Raw genomic sequence first — 16,198 nt, 5'->3', positions numbered from 1 at the left:
GTGCAGGTGCTCGAACCCAGCAACGCTCAGGGCGAGCTGTACCTCACCGACATCGTGGCGCAGGCGGTCCAGGACGCGCTCCCCGTCGGCGCGCACGTGCTGGAGGACGTGTGGCAGACGGAGGGGGTCAACGACCGCGCGCAGCTGGCCCGGATGGGCCGCGAGCTCAACCGGCGGCTCACGGAGCACTGGATGACCGAGGGCGTCACGATCGTGGACCCCGAAACCACCTGGATCGACTCGGCCGTCACCCTCGCGCGTGACGTGACGGTGCTCCCCGGCACTCAGCTGTTGGGCGCCACGGTGGTCGGTGAGGACTCCACCATCGGACCGGACACCACGCTGCGCAACGTGGAGATCGGCGCCGGCGCCACCGTCATTCGCACGCACGGCTCCGACTCGGTGATCGGCGAGGGCGCGACCGTCGGCCCGTTCGCCTATCTGCGGCCCGGCACCGAGATCGGCGCCGGCGCCAAGATCGGCACGTTCGTCGAGATCAAGAATTCAGTGATCGGCGACGGCGCCAAGGTGCCACACCTCAGCTATGTGGGCGATGCCGACATCGGCGACGGCGCCAACATCGGTGCCGGCACGATCTTTGCCAACTACGACGGGGTCAGCAAGCACCGCACGCGCGTCGGGCGGCACGCCAAGACCTCGTCGAACAACACCTTTGTCGCTCCGGTGGTCATCGGCGACGGCGCATTCACCGGCGCGGGGGCCACGATCCGCGAGGACGTCCCTCCGGGGGCGCTGGCGGTCAGCGCCGGTCCACAGAGGACGATCGACGGGTGGGTCGAGGCCAAGCGCCCCGGCACCGCATCGGCCGACGCCGCGCGTGACGCACAGCCAGATCCCAACCCGGAGGTACCTCGGTGAGCAGCCTGTCCAAGCGGACCCCGATACGGAACATGCTGCTGTTCTCGGGTCGGGCGCATCCGACCCTGGCGCAGGAGGTGGCCGACCTCCTCGAGATCGATCTGGTGCCCACCACGGCCTATGACTTCGCCAATGGCGAGATCTACGTGCGATTCGACGAGTCCGTGCGCGGGTGCGATGCCTTCGTGATCCAGAGCCACGCGGCGCCGATCAACGAAGCGATCATGGAGCAGCTGATCATGGTCGACGCGCTCAAGCGCGCCTCGGCCAAGCGCATCACGGTGCTCCTGCCGTTCTACGGATACGCCCGCCAGGACAAGAAGCATCTGGGCCGTGAGCCCATCTCTGCCCGGCTGATGGCCGATCTCTTCCTGGCCGCCGGCGCGGACCGGTTGATGACGGTCGATTTGCACACCGCACAGATCCAGGGATTCTTCGACGGTCCGGTCGACCACCTGCTGGCCATGCCAATCCTGACGCGCCACGTGAAGAAGAAGTACGGCAAGAAGCCACTGGCCGTCGTCTCGCCGGACGCTGGACGCATCAAGGTCGCCGAGTCGTGGGCTGCGGCCCTTGGCGGAGTGCCGTTGGCGTTCATCCACAAGACTCGTGATCCGCGCAGGCCCAATGAGTCCAAGGCGAATCGTGTCGTGGGTGAGGTCGAGGGCCGGGTCTGCATCCTGGTGGACGACCTCATCGACACTGGCGGAACCATCGTGCAGGCGGCCGAGGCCCTGATGGCCGATGGCGCCGAGGCTGTCGTGATCGCCGCGACTCACGCGGTCTTCTCCGGCGAAGCCTCGCAGAAGCTGAGCGACTCGATCGCCGTCGAGGTCATCGTCACCAACACCTTGCCGATCCCCGAGGACAAGCGTTTTGAGAAGCTGACCGTGCTCTCGATCGCTCCGCTGCTGGCTCAAGCCACCGCCGCGGTCTTCGAAGAGGGATCTGTCACCAGCCTGTTCAAGAACTGATCGAAAAATTGTGGCGGCCGGTGTCGAAAATGGTGGACCGTGATCGACGAGTAGGTGACAAGCATCAACACCTGACCGAAAGGAATTGACATGACGCGATACATGGGACTGGTCCGGATGGAAGAGGGCATCGCCCCTCCGCCGCAGGCACTGATGGACGCGATGGGTGACTTCGTTGCCAAGTCCGTCGCTTCGGGAGCATTCATCGATGGCGGTGGATTGTTCGGCACCGAGGATGCGATCAACTTCGTGATCGCCGACGGCGGAGTCACCGAGGTGGACGGACCCTATGCCGAAGCCAAGGAGATCGTCGGCGGCTGGTCTTTGCTGGAGTTCGACACGCAGGAGGCCGCCGTCGAGAATGCGCGGGAGATGGCGCAGCTGCATGCAGACCACTGGCCGAGCCAGAAGGTCGTCATCACGCTTCGCCAGGTCGTGGGGATGGCTGACGAGGAGCAGTAGTCCGAGTTTTAGGCTGGCGTCATGTCAGACGCCACCACCCAAGACGCCGTCACGACGGCGTGGCGTCGGGAGGCGCCGCAGATCGTCGCGGCGCTGACCCGGATGACCCGTGATCTAGCGCTGGCTGAGGACGCCGCGCAGGACGCGCTCGTCGCCGCGCTCGAGCAGTGGCCGAGCGGCGGGATTCCCCACAATCCCGCCGCATGGCTGATGACCACCGCCAAGCGGCGAGCGGTCGACGCCGTTCGCCGCGCCGAAGCGCTGCGTCGCAAGACTGCCGAGCTGTCTGCCCGAGAGGAGGAGACCGTGCCGGATCTGGACGGACACGTCGACCACATCGCCGACGACGTGCTGCGGCTGATGTTCCTGTGCTGCCACCCGTCGTTGACTCCGCCGTCGCGCGCCGCGCTGACTCTTCGGATGGTCGGTGGCCTCACCACCGCGGAGATCGCCCGCGGCTTCGTCGTCTCGGAGTCCACCATGGGGCAGCGAATCTCCAGATCCAAGAAGTCACTCGTCGCGGCACAGGCCGAGTTCGAGCTGCCGACCGGTCGCGACCGCACCGAGCGACTGGTCGACGTGATGGCGGTGATCTACCTGATCTTCAACGAGGGCTACTCGGCCACCAGCGGAGAGGACTGGAGCCGTCCCGATCTCGTCGCCGAGGGGATCCGGCTGGCGTCCATGCTCGCCGACCTGGCGCCGGACGAGCCGGAGGTGCATGGGTTGAGGGCGCTGCTGGAGCTGCAAGGATCTCGGTTGGCTGCCCGTGTGGACCCCACCGGCGAGCCGGTGCTGATGGAAGACCAGGACCGACAGCGGTGGGATCAGCTGAGGATCCGCCGGGGCCTTGCCGCTCTCTCGCGGGCGGAGCAGCTCGGTGCACAGGGTCGCCCCATTGGTTCGTACTGCCTGCAGGCAGCCATCGCAGCCCAGCACGCCCGAGCGAGGACTTCCGCCGCCACGGACTGGCCACGGATCGCCGGCCTGTACGACCTGCTGGCACGGGCCGCACCCGGCCCGGTCGTCGAAGTCAATCGGGCGGTCGCCCACGGACGAGCTCACGGACCCAAGGCTGGTCTGGAGATCCTCGACGCCCTCGCCGCCGACGCTCTTGGCCACTCACCCCTGATGGCGAGCGTGCGAGGAGACCTGCTCGAACGGGACGGACGGCACGAGGCTGCTGCCCAGGCCTTTGACGAGGCAGCCGGTCGCACCCGCAACGCCCAGGAACGCACCCTGCTTCGGAGGCGCGCTGATTTTTGCTGGTCGGCGCGCCTGCGATAGACTCAGGCGGTTGCCTCGGCGAGGGTCCAGAAGGACCGTGATCGACAGGGCGCTCCACAGGAGTGCTGTGTTGAGCGCCCGACGGGGCGGCACCCCCCTTCTACGTCCTTCACATCCCTGCACTGCAGCACGCTTCTAGGAGATTTCCCGTGGCCGAGATCAAGATTCCCGCCGAGACCCGCACCGAGTTCGGCAAGGGAGCGGCTCGCCGCATCCGTCGTGACGACAAGGTTCCCGCCGTGCTCTACGGAGGCGGCTCCGACCCCGTGCACGTGACCCTGCCGGGCCACGCCCTGATGATGGCGCTGAAGAACTCCAACGCCCTGCTCACCATCGACTTGGGTGACGACCACCACCTCGCCATCCCCAAGCAGGTGCAGCGCGACCCGATCCGTGGGTTCATCGAGCACGCCGATCTGCTGATCGTCAAGAAGGGCCAGAAGGTCACGGTCGACATCACCGTCACGCTGGTCGGCGAGGCGTTCCCCGGCACCATGGTCGTGCACGAGAACACCACGATCTCGATCGAGGCCGAGGCCACCCACATCCCCGACGGTCTCGAGCTGTCGATCGAGGGACTCAAGGCCGGCACGCAGCTGCACGCCAGCGACATCGAGCTGCCCAAGGGCACCGAGCTCGCGGTCGACCCGGAGATCTTGGTCGTCAACATCACCAACGCGCCCACCGAGGCTGAGCTCGAGGCCGAGCTGGAAGATGCTGAGGCAGAGGCGGGCATCGAGCGCGATGAGTCCGACGACGAGGCAGCAGCCGCCGAGGGCGAGGCTGCCGCGGAGAGCTCCGACGACGAGTGACTCTCTCGACCTGGCTGGTGGTCGGGCTCGGCAATCCCGGACCGGGATACGCCGCGACCCGGCACAACGTCGGGTACCTGGTGGCCGATGCCCTGGCCGCTCGCGTCGGTGGCAGCTGGAAGAAGCACAAGTCTGGCCAGGCCGACGCGATCGAGGGTCGGCTTGCTGGTGAGCGCGTCGTTCTGGGACGTTCGCGGTCCTTCATGAACGACAGCGGGGGACCGGTGTCGGCGTTGGTGAAGTTCTACGACGTCGAACCGGACCACCTGATCGTCGTCCATGACGAGCTCGACATCGATTTCGGCATGCTGCGGGTCAAGTTCGGTGGTGGCGACAACGGGCACAACGGCCTGAAATCAATTCGCCAGTCGATCGGCACGGGCGACTTTCATCGGGTGCGGGTCGGCATCGGCCGGCCGAACGGCCGTCAGTCGGTGCATGACTTCGTGCTCAAGCCCTACAGCACGATCGAGCGCAAGGACCTCCCCACCTACGTCGAGGAGGCGGGCGACGCGATCGAGTCGCTCGTGACCCACGGCTTGGAGACCACCCAAGGCAGGTTCAATCGCTGATGGCTCACCGCTCATGAATCTGCCCGATCTGGCCAGCGTCGTGCTGGCCGAGCCAACGATCACCGCTGTCGTGGCTGACCGTGCTGACGGAGTGCAGACCATCGACGTCCGCGCGCCGCAACCGTTGCGCCCCTTCCTCACGCAGGCGCTGGCGACGGGTGGCACCGTGCTGGCCGTGACGGCCACGGCCCGCGAGGCCGAAGACCTGGAGGCCGAGGTGGCCGAGCTGATCGGTTCGGCGTCGGTCGTGCACTATCCCGCGTGGGAGACGCTTCCGCACGAGCGGCTCTCGCCGCGATCGGACACGGTCGGCCGTCGTCTGGCCGTGCTGCGCCGGTTGGTGCACCCGGGGCAGACCGACGAGACCGGACCGGTGCGCGTCATCACGGCTCCGGTGCGGTCGTTGCTGCAGCCGCAGGTCAAGGGGCTGGCCGATCTCGTGCCGGTCGAGCTGCGCCAAGGCGAGGACGTCGTGCTGGACGACGTGGTGCGCGATCTGGCCGCCGCCGCCTATGCGCGGGTCGACCTGGTTGAGCGCCGCGGCGAGTTCGCGGTGCGCGGCGGCATCGTCGATGTCTTCCCGCCCACTGAAGAGCATCCGTTGCGCATCGAGTTCTGGGGCGACACGATCGAGGAGATTCGCCAGTTCGCCGTCGCCGATCAGCGCACCCTCGAGTCAATCGACCGGCTCTGGGCTCCGCCGTGTCGCGAGCTGCTGCTGACCGACGAGGTCCGCGAGCGTGCGCGGGTCCTCGCCGAGCAACATCCGGCGCTGCGCGAGCTGCTCGGCAAGCTCGCAGAGGGCCATGTCGTCGAGGGCATGGAGTCACTGAGCCCCGTGCTCGTCGACCACATGGAGATGCTGGTCGACCTCCTGCCAGCCGGGTCGACCATCCTGCTGTGCGACCCCGAGCGGGTGCGAGCGCGGGCCGCCGATCTGGTCGCCACGAGCGCCGAGTTCCTCGAGGCCTCGTGGGCCACTGCCGGCGGTGGCGGTGAGTCACCCATCGACCTCGGCTCCGCCTCGTTCCACACGATCGACGAGGTCCATGACGGAGTCGTGGCTCGCGGGCTTGGTTGGGTCGGGCTGTCGCCGTTCGGCCTCGACGACGCGGACACGCACACCGTCGACATGGAGGCCGCGCCCACGTATCGCGGTGACACCGCAGCGGCACTCGCCGACGTCCGAACCTGGCTCGCGGCGGGTCGCCGCGTCGTCGTCGTGGTGCCCGGTCACGGGCAGGCGCAACGCACGGTGGAGTGGCTGGGCGAGCACGACATCGCTGCGTCGGCCGAGGGTGGCGGCACATCCGGGGTCGTGCAGGTCGGTCTGGGAGAGCTCGCGCACGGCTTCGTCTCAGCGCCGCTGAACCTGGTCGTGATCACGTATGACGACCTGGTGGGGCAGCGTCCCGCCGACCGCACCGATCGCAAGATGCCGTCGCGCCGCCGCAAGCAGATCGACCCGCTCGAGCTGTCGCCCGGCGATCACGTGGTGCACGAGCAGCACGGCGTCGGCCGGTACGTCGAGATGATGCAGCGCGTCGTGCAAGGTGCTGCGCGCGAGTACCTGGTCGTCGAGTACGGCGCGAGCAAGCGCGGGCATCCGCCGGATCGGCTGTTCGTGCCGATGGATCAGCTCGACCAGATCACCCGCTACATCGGTGGCGAGCAGCCGAGCCTTGATCGTCTGGGCGGCAGTGACTGGACCAATCGCAAGAACAAGGCGCGCCGTGCTGTCCGCCAGATCGCCGGCGAGCTGATCAAGCTGTACGCCGCCCGCCAGTCGACCAAGGGCCACGCCTTCGGTCCGGACACTCCGTGGCAGGCCGAGCTGGAGGATGCGTTCGCGCACGTCGAGACGCCCGACCAGCTGATCACGATCGACGAGGTCAAGCGCGACATGGAGCGCACCGTCCCGATGGACCGGCTGGTGTGCGGCGACGTCGGGTATGGCAAGACCGAGATCGCGGTTCGGGCTGCCTTCAAGGCCATCCAGGACGGCAAGCAGGTCATCTTGCTGGTGCCGACGACGTTGTTGGTGCAGCAGCACTTCGCGACCTTCGCCGAGCGATTCGGCCAGTTCCCGGTCACGATGCGGCCGCTGTCGCGGTTCCAGACCGATGCTGAGTCCAAGGAAACCCTCTCCGGGCTGGCCGATGGCTCGGTCGATCTCGTGATCGGCACCCACCGGCTGCTGCAGCCAGGCGTGCGGATCAAGGACCTCGGGCTCGTCATCGTCGATGAGGAGCAGCGTTTCGGCGTCGAGCACAAGGAGGCGCTCAAGATGTTGCGCGCGGCCGTCGACGTCCTGGCGATGTCGGCCACACCGATTCCGCGCACTCTCGAGATGGCCGTCACCGGCATCCGCGAGATGTCGACCATCGCGACTCCGCCGGAGGAGCGCCACCCTGTCCTGTCCTTCGTGGGTGGTTACGACAACGCCCAGGTGACGGCAGCCATTCGGCGCGAGCTGCTGCGTGAGGGCCAGGTCTTCTTCATCCACAACCGGGTGCAGAGCATCGACAAGGCCGTCGCCCGGCTCAAGGAGCTGGTTCCGGAGGCCCGCATCGCTGCCGCGCACGGCCAGATGGGTGAGCACCGGCTCGAGGAGGTCATGGTGGACTTCTGGGAGAAGCGCTTCGACGTCCTGGTCTGTACCACGATCGTGGAGTCCGGGCTCGACGTCTCCAACGCCAACACCATGATCATCGAACGCGCCGATTCGCTCGGACTGTCGCAGCTGCACCAGCTGCGTGGCCGCGTGGGCCGCGGACGTGAGCGCGCATACGCGTACTTCCTGTACCCGCCGGACAAGCCGCTCACCGAGACTGCCCACGACCGGTTGGCCACCATCGCTCAGCACTCCGAGCTGGGCGGCGGCATGGCGGTCGCGATGAAGGATCTGGAGATCCGCGGCGCGGGCAATCTGCTCGGCGGCGAGCAGTCCGGCCACATCGCCGATGTCGGCTTCGACCTCTACGTGCGTCTGGTCGGCGAGGCGGTGGCGGAGTTTCGCGGCGAGACCGAGGACGACCGGTTCGGATCCCGTGAGGTCAAGATCGAGCTGCCCATTGAGGCGCATCTGCCCGAGGAGTACGTGCCGAGCGAGCGGCTGCGCCTGGAGATGTACAAGCGCCTGGCCGACGTGCGGGCGCTGCCGGACGTGGACGACCTGCGCGCCGAGCTGGTTGACCGCTATGGCGAGCCGCCCGAGGTGGTCCAGACACTGCTCGACGTCGCGCGCCTGCGGGTCAAGGTCCGCGAGGCCGGGCTCAGCGAGATCTCGGCGGCCGGCCCGAACGTGCGTTTCGCGTCGATCGTGCTGCCTGATTCGGCCCAGATGCGCATGCAGCGGGTCTTCCCCCGCAGCACCTACAAGGCGGCGGCCGAGGTCATGCTGGTGCCGCGGCCGCGAGTCGAGTCCATCGGCGGTGGACCCATCGTGGGACGCCAGCTGCTGGACTGGACCGCCCTGGTGATCGACACTCTCGTGGCCTAGGAGGACTCCTCGCGCAAGCGGGGAGGTGTCGCGTTCTTGGGCCGGATGCCGAGCTTGTTGGCGAAGAACGCGCGCACGATGTCCATGTCGGCGCTGACGTCGTCAGAGGCGTGGAACGTGGGGCCGAACCCCATCGTCTTCGTCGGTGGATCGAAGAACGCGAGGGTGATCGGCAGTCCGGTCTGCTTCGACAGGCGCAGGAAGCCGGACTTCCAGTACTCGCCCTTGGATCGGGTGCCCTCGGCGGCCAGGATCAGTCGTAGCGGCTCGCCGGCGGCGGCCTCCTCGATCAGCTCACGCACCACGCCGCCCGGGTTGTCGCGATCCAGCGGCACTCCCCCAAGCGAGCGCAGGAGCCAACCGAGCGGACCCTTGAACAGCTGCTTCTTCACGAGCACGCGCGGGTGACAGCCGTCGTGCCACATGACCAGCAGCATCGTGACGAAGTCCCAGTTGGAGGTGTGGGGCGCGCCGACCAGGAGCCCGGTGGGCGGCACCTCGCCGACCATGCGGTACCCCATGACCCGGATGATTGTGCGGGCCAGCCGCTGTCGCATCATGGCGTAAGACTGCCATGCGAAGTCCACCATCTACGATGGAGCCGTGAGTCTCCTTCGCGTCTGCGCCCTTGCCCTCACCGCCGTGGCGTTGTCGTCCTGCGGAGCAGCGGGCCCCGGCGCCGCCGCCACCGTGGACGGTGAGTCCATCTCGATGTCCACGCTGGACGACACCGCCCGCGTGTACTGCGAGGTCACGGTGCGACAGGCCGAGCAGCAGCAGGGCGTCAAGGCCATCGACAACGCCGACATGCGCCGTCAGGCGGTCATCGATCTAGTGCTGGCCCGGGTCGCGGAGGACATCGCCGACGAGCGCGACCTGAAAATCCCCACGCCAGTTGATCTGGATTCCGACCAGTTCGTCGAGACCTTCGGTGCGAAGCGGGCCCCGGCGGTGGCAGAGGCATTGGCCAGCGCGCAGGACCTGTTCAAGCTGTTGGTGGTCATCGGAGCCGACGAGGCTGCCGTGACGGCCACAGCTGCGAACTCCGCCGATCTTGCCGAGGTGGGCCGCGACCTGGCGGTCACTGCCTTCCCCGAGCACGACGTCACCTTCGCTCCGCGGCTGGGTCTGTCGGACTCCGGCGAGAGGAATGGCGACGTGGGTTCGCTCTCGGTTGCTCCGGCCGACCTCGAGGCTCCGACGCCCGATGAACTTCCCGGCCCGCTGGCGTGTCGGGTCTGATTCGATGACGAATGGCTCATCGCTGGTCGAGCTGGTCGCCGTCATGGATCGCCTCCGTCGGGAATGTCCGTGGACCGCGCAGCAGACGCACGCGTCGATCGCGCCATACGTGCTGGAGGAGGCGCACGAGACGGTGGAGGCGCTGGAGTCGGGCGATCTTGACCATCTGTGCGAAGAGCTGGGCGATCTGCTGCTGCAGGTCGTGTTCCACGCCCGGATCGCCACCGAAGAGGCTGGCGGATTCGACATGGACGCCGTCGTCGCAGGCCTCACTGCCAAGCTGATCCGTCGCAACCCCCACGTCTTCGCCGACGGGGACGCGTCGACGCCGGAAGAGATCGACGCAGCGTGGCAACGGATCAAGGCCGCCGAGAAGTAGTCTTGACCCTGCGCACCATCCCCGTTCATCTGGCCCTCACACATCTGGAGCAGTAGTGGCACGCATCGAAGCCGTCGGAGCACGCGAGATTCTCGACTCCCGTGGAAACCCGACCGTCGAGGTCGAAGTCGCCCTCAGCGACGGCACCATCGGTCGTGCCGCAGTCCCGTCCGGGGCCTCGACCGGTGCCTTCGAGGCGGTCGAGCTGCGTGATGGCGGCGACCGGTACCTGGGCAAGGGTGTGCTCAAGGCGATCGGCGGTGTCAACAAGACCATCGGTCCGGCCCTCGCAGGTGTCGATGCCGACGAGCAGCGGCTGGTCGACCAGATCATGTTGGACCTTGATGGCACGCCCAACAAGGCCAAGCTCGGCGCCAACGCCATCCTCGGCGTCTCGCTGGCGGTAGCCAAGGCCGCGGCCGACTCGGCCCGACTGCCGCTGTTCCGATACGTCGGTGGACCCAATGCCCACCTTCTGCCCGTGCCGATGATGAACATCCTCAACGGCGGATCGCACGCGGACTCCAACGTCGACATCCAGGAGTTCATGATCGCGCCGATCGGCGCCCCCACCTTCGCGGAGGCCTTGCGTCAGGGCACCGAGGTGTACCACGCGCTCAAGGCCGTGCTGAACAAGCAGGGGTTGTCCACCGGTCTGGGCGACGAGGGCGGTTTCGCCCCCAACCTGGACTCCAATCGCGCTGCGCTCGAGCTGATCTCGACCGCTGTCGAGAAGGCCGGGTTGACCGTCGGCACCGATATCGCGATGGCGCTCGACGTGGCCGCCTCAGAGTTCTTCAGCGATGGGATCTATGCCTTCGAGGGCCAGAAGAAGTCGGCTGAGGAGATGTCGGCGTACTACGCGGAGCTGGCAGCGGACTTCCCGATCGTGTCGATCGAGGATCCGCTCGACGAGGACGACTGGTCTGGTTGGACCGCACTCACCGAAGCGATCGGCGATGACGTGCAGATCGTCGGCGACGACCTGTTCGTCACCAACGTCGAGCGGCTCACTCGGGGCATCTCGGAAGGCTCGGCGAACGCCCTGCTGGTCAAGGTGAACCAGATCGGCTCGCTCACCGAGACCCTGGATTCGGTCGACCTCGCTCACCGCCATGGCTTCAGCTGCATGATGAGCCACCGCTCCGGTGAGACCGAGGACGTCACGATCGCCGATCTCGCGGTCGCCACCAACTGTGGCCAGATCAAGACCGGCGCTCCGGCTCGCTCGGACCGGGTCGCCAAGTACAACCAGCTGCTGCGCATCGAAGAGCTGCTTGGCTCCGCCGCGTCCTACGCTGGCGCGTCGGCATTCCCGCGGTTGTCGATCTGAGCGATGGCTTCACGTTCGCCTCGCGGCAGGGACAGGAACCAAAAGCGCCCCTCGGGACGCCCCGGTTCGCCGCGCGCTCCCCGCACCGGCGCCCCCCGGGGTGCGTCGGGTGCGAGGAGAGCGGCTGGCGCCAGCGGGTCCGGTCCGCAGATCACGACGCGTGCTGTGCTGCTGCTCAGCGTTGTCGTCTTGTTGATCGGGTCGTACACCGCCACGTTCCGTGCTTGGTGGTCCGCCCGTCAGGACATCGCGGCAAGCCAGGCCGAGCGCACGCAGCTCAAGGGTCAGATCGCCGATCTGGAGGACCAGAAGAAGCGGTTCAACGACCCGGCCTACATCCAGCAGCAGGCGCGCGAACGATTTGGCTGGGTCATGCCCGGCGAGGTGGGCTACCGGGTCATCGGGAGCGATGGCGAGGTGCGAGGCGAGGTGCCGACACTCGACGCGCCCACCGAAGTGACGACTGACCAGTGGTACGACAAGCTCTGGGGAAGTGTGAAGACGGCTGGCTCTCCGAAGGCTGACGTCGCGCCCCGGGACACCACGGGCGATGTCCTGGAGGGCGAGTGACGGTCGACGCCGCGGATCTCGCACAGCTGGCCGAGCAGCTCGGACGCCCTGCCCGCGGTGTCATCGAGGTGGTCTCGCGTTGCCCGGTCGGACATCCCAACGTGGTCAAGACCGAGCCGCGCCTGCCAGATGGCACTCCGTTCCCGACCATGTTCTACCTCACCTGTCCTCGTCTGGCTGGCGAGATCGGCACCCTCGAGGCGTCCGGTCTGATGAAGGAGATGAGCGACCGACTCGTCGAGGACATCGATCTGGCCGCCGCGTATGCGCGAGCACACGAGTCGTACCTGGCCGAGAGGGAAGCGATCCTTCACGTTCCCGAAATCGACCACATCACGGCGGGCGGCATGCCCACTCGGGTCAAGTGCCTCCACGTGCTGGTGGCTCACTCCTTGGCGAAGGGCCCCGGGGTGAATCCGCTCGGCGACGAGACCATCGCCTTGCTCGGCTCCGGGTGTCGATAGGGTCAGGACATGCCTGACGCGCGGACCCGGGTGGCGGCGATCGACTGTGGCACCAACTCGATCCGACTGCTCATCAGCGACGTCGAGGGCGAGGGCAAGACCGATCTGCTGCGTGAGATGCGAATCGTCAGGTTGGGTCAGGACGTCGATCGCACCCACCATCTGGCCGAGTCGGCCGTCGAACGCACACTGGCGGTCTGCCGCGAATATGCCGCGATGATCGAGATGTTCGAGGTCTCGACCGTACGATTCTGCGGCACATCAGCGATCCGCGACGCCGACAATGCGGACACGTTCGGCGAGGCCGTTGAGCGCATCCTCGGGGTCCGTCCTGAAGTCTTGGCCGGTCGTGAGGAGGCCGAGGCGTCCTTCGCCGGCGCCACCCACGACCTCGGTGTCGGGCGCACGTTGGTCGTTGACATCGGCGGTGGCTCAACTGAGATCGTGGTGGGGACTCACACCGAGAGTGGTGTGTCGGTGGAGTCGGGCGTCTCGCTGGACATCGGATCGGTGCGGATGACCGAGCGTTTTCTGGCCGGTGATCCACCCTCGGTCGCCGAGGTCACGGCGTGCATGTCACACCTGGACTCGGTCCTCGCGCCGGTCGTGCGCGACATTGCCCCGGTCGAGACGTTCGTCGGCGTCGCCGGCACCGTGACCACTGTCGCCGCGCACGCGCTCGCACTGCCGTCCTATGACGCTGAAGCGCTGCACCTGGCAAAGCTGTCGCTCGACGAGATCCGGGGTGCGTGCCTGTCCTTGGCGCAGATGTCGTTGGGCGACCGCCGCAACCTGCCCTACCTCCACCCCGGCCGCGCCGACGTCATCGGCGGGGGAGCGCTGATCCTTGACCGACTCATCGAGCTGGTACCGCTGGCCACCGACCAGATGATCGTGAGCGAGCACGACATCCTCGACGGCATCGTCTGGGGCACTGACCCGCATGACTGACATGGCCCTGCGGATCAGCGTTCCCGACGATTCGTGGGTCGACACGCTGTCTGACCTGAGCGACCGTGTCGAGGTCGTCGTGTGGGACACCGAGACGGCGCAACCCGATGGTCACCTCGACCTGGTGCTGCGTCCGTATGCCCTGTCCAACGATGTGCTGGCGGGTTTCGACACGTCCCGGATCGGGCTCGTGCAGTCGCAGGCCCTCGGCTTCGACGGCGTCGCCGAGACGCTGCCGACTGGCGGTGTGTACGCCAACGCAGTGGGGGTGCACGAGGCGTCGACGGCCGAGCTCGCCGTCACCTTGGTCCTGGCGTCGCTGCGCCACGTCGACGACTTTGCCCGTGCCATGCCGGCCGGGACGTGGGAGCAGCCGTGGACCTCGAGCTTGATCGACCGGCGGGTCATGCTGCTGGGGGTCGGCGGCATTGGCGGAGAGCTGGCCAAGCGGTTGGCGGGTTTTGATGCCGACATGGTGCGGGTCGGAAGCGTTGCGCGAGACGACGAAAGCGGCCGCGTGCATGGCACCGTCGAGCTGCCCGATCTGCTGCCCGCCGTCGACGTCGTCATCGTGGCCGTGCCGCTGACCGAACAGACGACCGGGCTGGTCGACGACAAGTTCCTGGCTGCCCTGCCTGATGGAGCCCTCGTGGTCAACGTGGCCCGCGGCAAGGTCGTCGACACCGCCGCCGTGGTGCGCGCCGCCGGCCGCATCCGCTTCGCCGCCGACGTGCTCGACCCGGAGCCTCTGCCATCGGACCACCCGCTGTGGCACACGCCCGGGGTGCTGATCTCACCGCACGTCGGCGGCAAGTCCAGTGCGATGCGCCCACGCGTCGAACGGGTCGTCCGCGGTCAGATCGCCCGGTTGCTCGCCGGCGAGGAGCCCGACGCCGTTGTGGTCAGAACCTGACGCACGCGAGTCAGCAGCAGGCTCGTGCCAAGGAGGGCGCGTCGGCCGACGATCTGTGCACCCGCTCAGGCCCCGCACCGCGGTCTGACGTCGGCACTAGGCTGAAGCCTGCTCCCGTAGCCCAATCGGTAGAGGCAGGCGACTTAAAATCGCCCAAGTGTGGGTTCGAGCCCCACCGGGAGCACTAAGGTCCGACGAAGAAGGCTGTCGGGGACTTGGCGAAAGGCGATTCGATGTCGCAGAAGCAGAAGCACAACCAGACGCAGCACTACGACCTGTGCATCGTCGGGGCTGGAATTGGGGGTCTGAACGCGCTCCACGTCGCTAGTCAGTATCTCCGAGCAGATCAGCGGGTCCTGCTCGTGGATCGCCATGACCGGGTCGGCGGGATGTGGGTGAAGACCTACGACTACGTCCGTCTGCATCAGCCGCATCCATTCTTCACCGCTGGCGATGTGAAGTGGACGTTCGGCAAGAAGGCCTCGCACCTGGCCTCGAAGACCGAGGTGCTCGATCACTTCCAGCACTGCGTTTCCGAGGCGAAGAAGCGTGTGGGGGTGACCGAACTGTTCGGCCATGAGATGGAGAGCATCGACGAGGTCGGTGATGCCGTCCAGGTCACCTGCCGGTCAGCTGACGGCACTGAGATGACCATCACGGCTGATCACGTCATCAACGCTGCGGCCTTGGACATCGCCGCACTTCAACCGCTGGCCCTGACCAGCGACAGGGTTCGATCCGTTTCGCCTGAGACGTGCGACATGCGCACGGGCGAGATCGCCGAAAACGATGACCCGGTCTGGATCATTGGCAGTGGCAAGACCGCGATGGACACCGCACTTGCGTTGATGACGGCGAAGCCCGGCCGTGAGATCAACATGATCGCCGGGTCTGGAACGTTCTTCGGCCGTCGCGAGCAGTTCTTCCCGACCGGGGCGAAGCGGTGGTGGGGGGGTACCCGTTTCAACCAGTTGTTGGCCGAGATCGCGGACCGCTTCGATGGCACCAACGAACATGACGTGTTGGCCTGGTACCGCGGCACGTACGGCACATGGGCGACCCCCCGTGCCGAGCATCATCTCGTGGGGTTGATGTCGGAGACCGAGTCCGAGCGGATTCGCAGCGGGCTCGGGGAGGTGGTCATGGGGCATCTCGACGATGCGGCAGACATCGGTGATGGCGTCATGTTGACGTTGCGTGCCGGCGAGCCGATCGTGGTGCAGCCCGGCAGCTGGGTGGTCAACTGCACCAGCCACTTCGGCAACCACACGAATGAGCCGAGCGTGCCCTACGTCTCGGCGAGCGGGCGTGTGGTCACGATCGGTCGATCGGGCATCTTCGGATTCACGTCCTTTGGGGGGTACTTTCTGACCCACCTGCTCTACGCCGGCAAGATTCTCGACGTTCCGCTCCTCGAGATCAAGGAGCCAGAGGTCCTGCTCCACACGTCGTCGCCCGCAGCCATCGTCGGCGTTCTGGTGCTCGCCCAGCACAACATCGGCATTGCCTTCGACCACCTCCCCACGAAGGTGTTCCAGGACGGATTCGGCCTCGATTTTGATCGGTGGTTCCCCGCGCCGCGTCGGATGGTGGGGCAACTGCGGTTCATGGCCCGCCGCAAGCGCCGGGGCGAGCACTGCCGCCAGGCTCTCGAGACCCTCGGTGACCGCTTCGGTGTGACCATCGGCCCCGTCGTCGGGGTTGGGTGAGCCTCAGGCTGCGTGCTGTATGGGTTCGGCGGCGATGGTGTGGCCTGAGGGCAGGGTCCAGGTGATGACGTCGTGTGACTTCATCTGGTGGTGCCGTTCGCACAGTGGCCACAGGTTCGCCCCGACGGTCTGACCGTGGGGCCAGGGTT

The 16,198-nt window shown here is 67.0% G+C and carries 16 protein-coding genes and 1 tRNA gene; 16 read left to right on the top strand and 1 reads right to left on the bottom strand.

Annotated features, from left to right (window positions below):
* The 7 genes from WB508_RS01085 to mfd all read left to right on the top strand — a co-directional run.
* Positions 1-879 (top strand): bifunctional UDP-N-acetylglucosamine diphosphorylase/glucosamine-1-phosphate N-acetyltransferase GlmU (locus tag WB508_RS01085; protein ID WP_423843021.1); only part of this gene is annotated, 879 nt, incomplete at its 5' end.
* Between the two features lie 5 nt (positions 880-884).
* Positions 885-1,853, top strand: coding sequence for a ribose-phosphate diphosphokinase (locus WB508_RS01080; protein WP_423843022.1), 969 nt, complete (start codon positions 885-887; stop codon positions 1,851-1,853).
* A gap of 90 nt (positions 1,854-1,943) precedes the next feature.
* Complete coding sequence (locus WB508_RS01075) at positions 1,944-2,315, top strand: YciI family protein (protein WP_423843020.1); 372 nt, start codon at positions 1,944-1,946, stop codon at positions 2,313-2,315.
* 21 nt (positions 2,316-2,336) lie between these two features.
* Positions 2,337-3,602 (top strand): RNA polymerase sigma factor, encoded by a 1,266-nt coding sequence (locus tag WB508_RS01070; protein WP_423843019.1) that lies wholly within the window; start codon positions 2,337-2,339, stop codon positions 3,600-3,602.
* Positions 3,603-3,751: 149 nt separating this feature from the next.
* Positions 3,752-4,414 carry a 50S ribosomal protein L25/general stress protein Ctc gene (locus WB508_RS01065; RefSeq protein WP_423843018.1) on the top strand — a complete coding sequence of 221 codons (663 nt, stop codon included), beginning with the start codon at positions 3,752-3,754 and terminating at the stop codon, positions 4,412-4,414.
* The gene (pth, locus tag WB508_RS01060) at positions 4,411-4,986 is read left to right on the top strand and encodes an aminoacyl-tRNA hydrolase (protein WP_423843017.1); all 576 of its coding nucleotides are present in this window, start codon (positions 4,411-4,413) and stop codon (positions 4,984-4,986) included. Before WB508_RS01065 ends, pth begins: the two co-directional genes overlap by 4 nt.
* A gap of 13 nt (positions 4,987-4,999) precedes the next feature.
* Positions 5,000-8,488, top strand: a complete 3,489-nt coding sequence (mfd, locus tag WB508_RS01055) for a transcription-repair coupling factor (protein WP_423843016.1) — start codon at positions 5,000-5,002, stop codon at positions 8,486-8,488.
* Here mfd and WB508_RS01050 read toward each other — a convergent pair.
* Complete coding sequence (locus tag WB508_RS01050) at positions 8,485-9,048, bottom strand: 1-acyl-sn-glycerol-3-phosphate acyltransferase (protein ID WP_423843015.1); 564 nt, start codon at positions 9,046-9,048, stop codon at positions 8,485-8,487. The genes mfd and WB508_RS01050 overlap by 4 nt on opposite strands.
* Before the next feature lie 43 nt (positions 9,049-9,091).
* Here WB508_RS01050 and WB508_RS01045 point away from each other — a divergent pair, with 43 nt between their 5' ends.
* The 9 genes from WB508_RS01045 to WB508_RS01005 all read left to right on the top strand — a co-directional run bounded on the left by WB508_RS01045 (position 9,092) and on the right by WB508_RS01005 (position 16,049).
* A complete protein-coding gene (locus WB508_RS01045; protein WP_423843014.1) occupies positions 9,092-9,730 on the top strand; it encodes a hypothetical protein in 639 nt (212 codons plus the stop codon).
* 4 nt (positions 9,731-9,734) lie between these two features.
* Complete coding sequence (locus WB508_RS01040) at positions 9,735-10,109, top strand: MazG nucleotide pyrophosphohydrolase domain-containing protein (RefSeq protein WP_423843013.1); 375 nt, start codon at positions 9,735-9,737, stop codon at positions 10,107-10,109.
* A 55-nt stretch (positions 10,110-10,164) separates the two neighbouring features.
* A complete protein-coding gene (gene eno, locus WB508_RS01035; RefSeq protein WP_423843012.1) occupies positions 10,165-11,442 on the top strand; it encodes a phosphopyruvate hydratase in 1,278 nt (425 codons plus the stop codon).
* A 165-nt stretch (positions 11,443-11,607) separates the two neighbouring features.
* Positions 11,608-12,012 carry an FtsB family cell division protein gene (locus WB508_RS01030; protein ID WP_423843011.1) on the top strand — a complete coding sequence of 135 codons (405 nt, stop codon included), beginning with the start codon at positions 11,608-11,610 and terminating at the stop codon, positions 12,010-12,012.
* Positions 12,009-12,476, top strand: coding sequence for a DUF501 domain-containing protein (locus tag WB508_RS01025; protein WP_423843010.1), 468 nt, complete (start codon positions 12,009-12,011; stop codon positions 12,474-12,476). The genes WB508_RS01030 and WB508_RS01025 overlap by 4 nt, the downstream gene beginning before the upstream one ends.
* A gap of 9 nt (positions 12,477-12,485) precedes the next feature.
* Positions 12,486-13,427 carry an exopolyphosphatase gene (locus tag WB508_RS01020; RefSeq protein WP_423843009.1) on the top strand — a complete coding sequence of 314 codons (942 nt, stop codon included), beginning with the start codon at positions 12,486-12,488 and terminating at the stop codon, positions 13,425-13,427.
* Positions 13,420-14,340: a 2-hydroxyacid dehydrogenase gene (locus WB508_RS01015; RefSeq protein ID WP_423843008.1), complete on the top strand. Its 921-nt coding sequence runs from the start codon at positions 13,420-13,422 to the stop codon at positions 14,338-14,340. Before WB508_RS01020 ends, WB508_RS01015 begins: the two co-directional genes overlap by 8 nt.
* 110 nt (positions 14,341-14,450) lie before the next feature.
* A tRNA-Leu gene (locus tag WB508_RS01010) sits at positions 14,451-14,524 on the top strand.
* A 49-nt stretch (positions 14,525-14,573) separates the two neighbouring features.
* A complete protein-coding gene (locus WB508_RS01005) occupies positions 14,574-16,049 on the top strand; it encodes an FAD-dependent oxidoreductase (RefSeq protein ID WP_423843007.1) in 1,476 nt (491 codons plus the stop codon).
* Positions 16,050-16,198: the final 149 nt, after the last annotated feature.

It is taken from the genome of Aeromicrobium sp., assembly GCF_049586495.1.
In the GTDB taxonomy this organism is placed as follows: domain Bacteria; phylum Actinomycetota; class Actinomycetes; order Propionibacteriales; family Nocardioidaceae; genus Aeromicrobium.
This window is presented reverse-complemented; position numbering and strand designations above follow the sequence as displayed.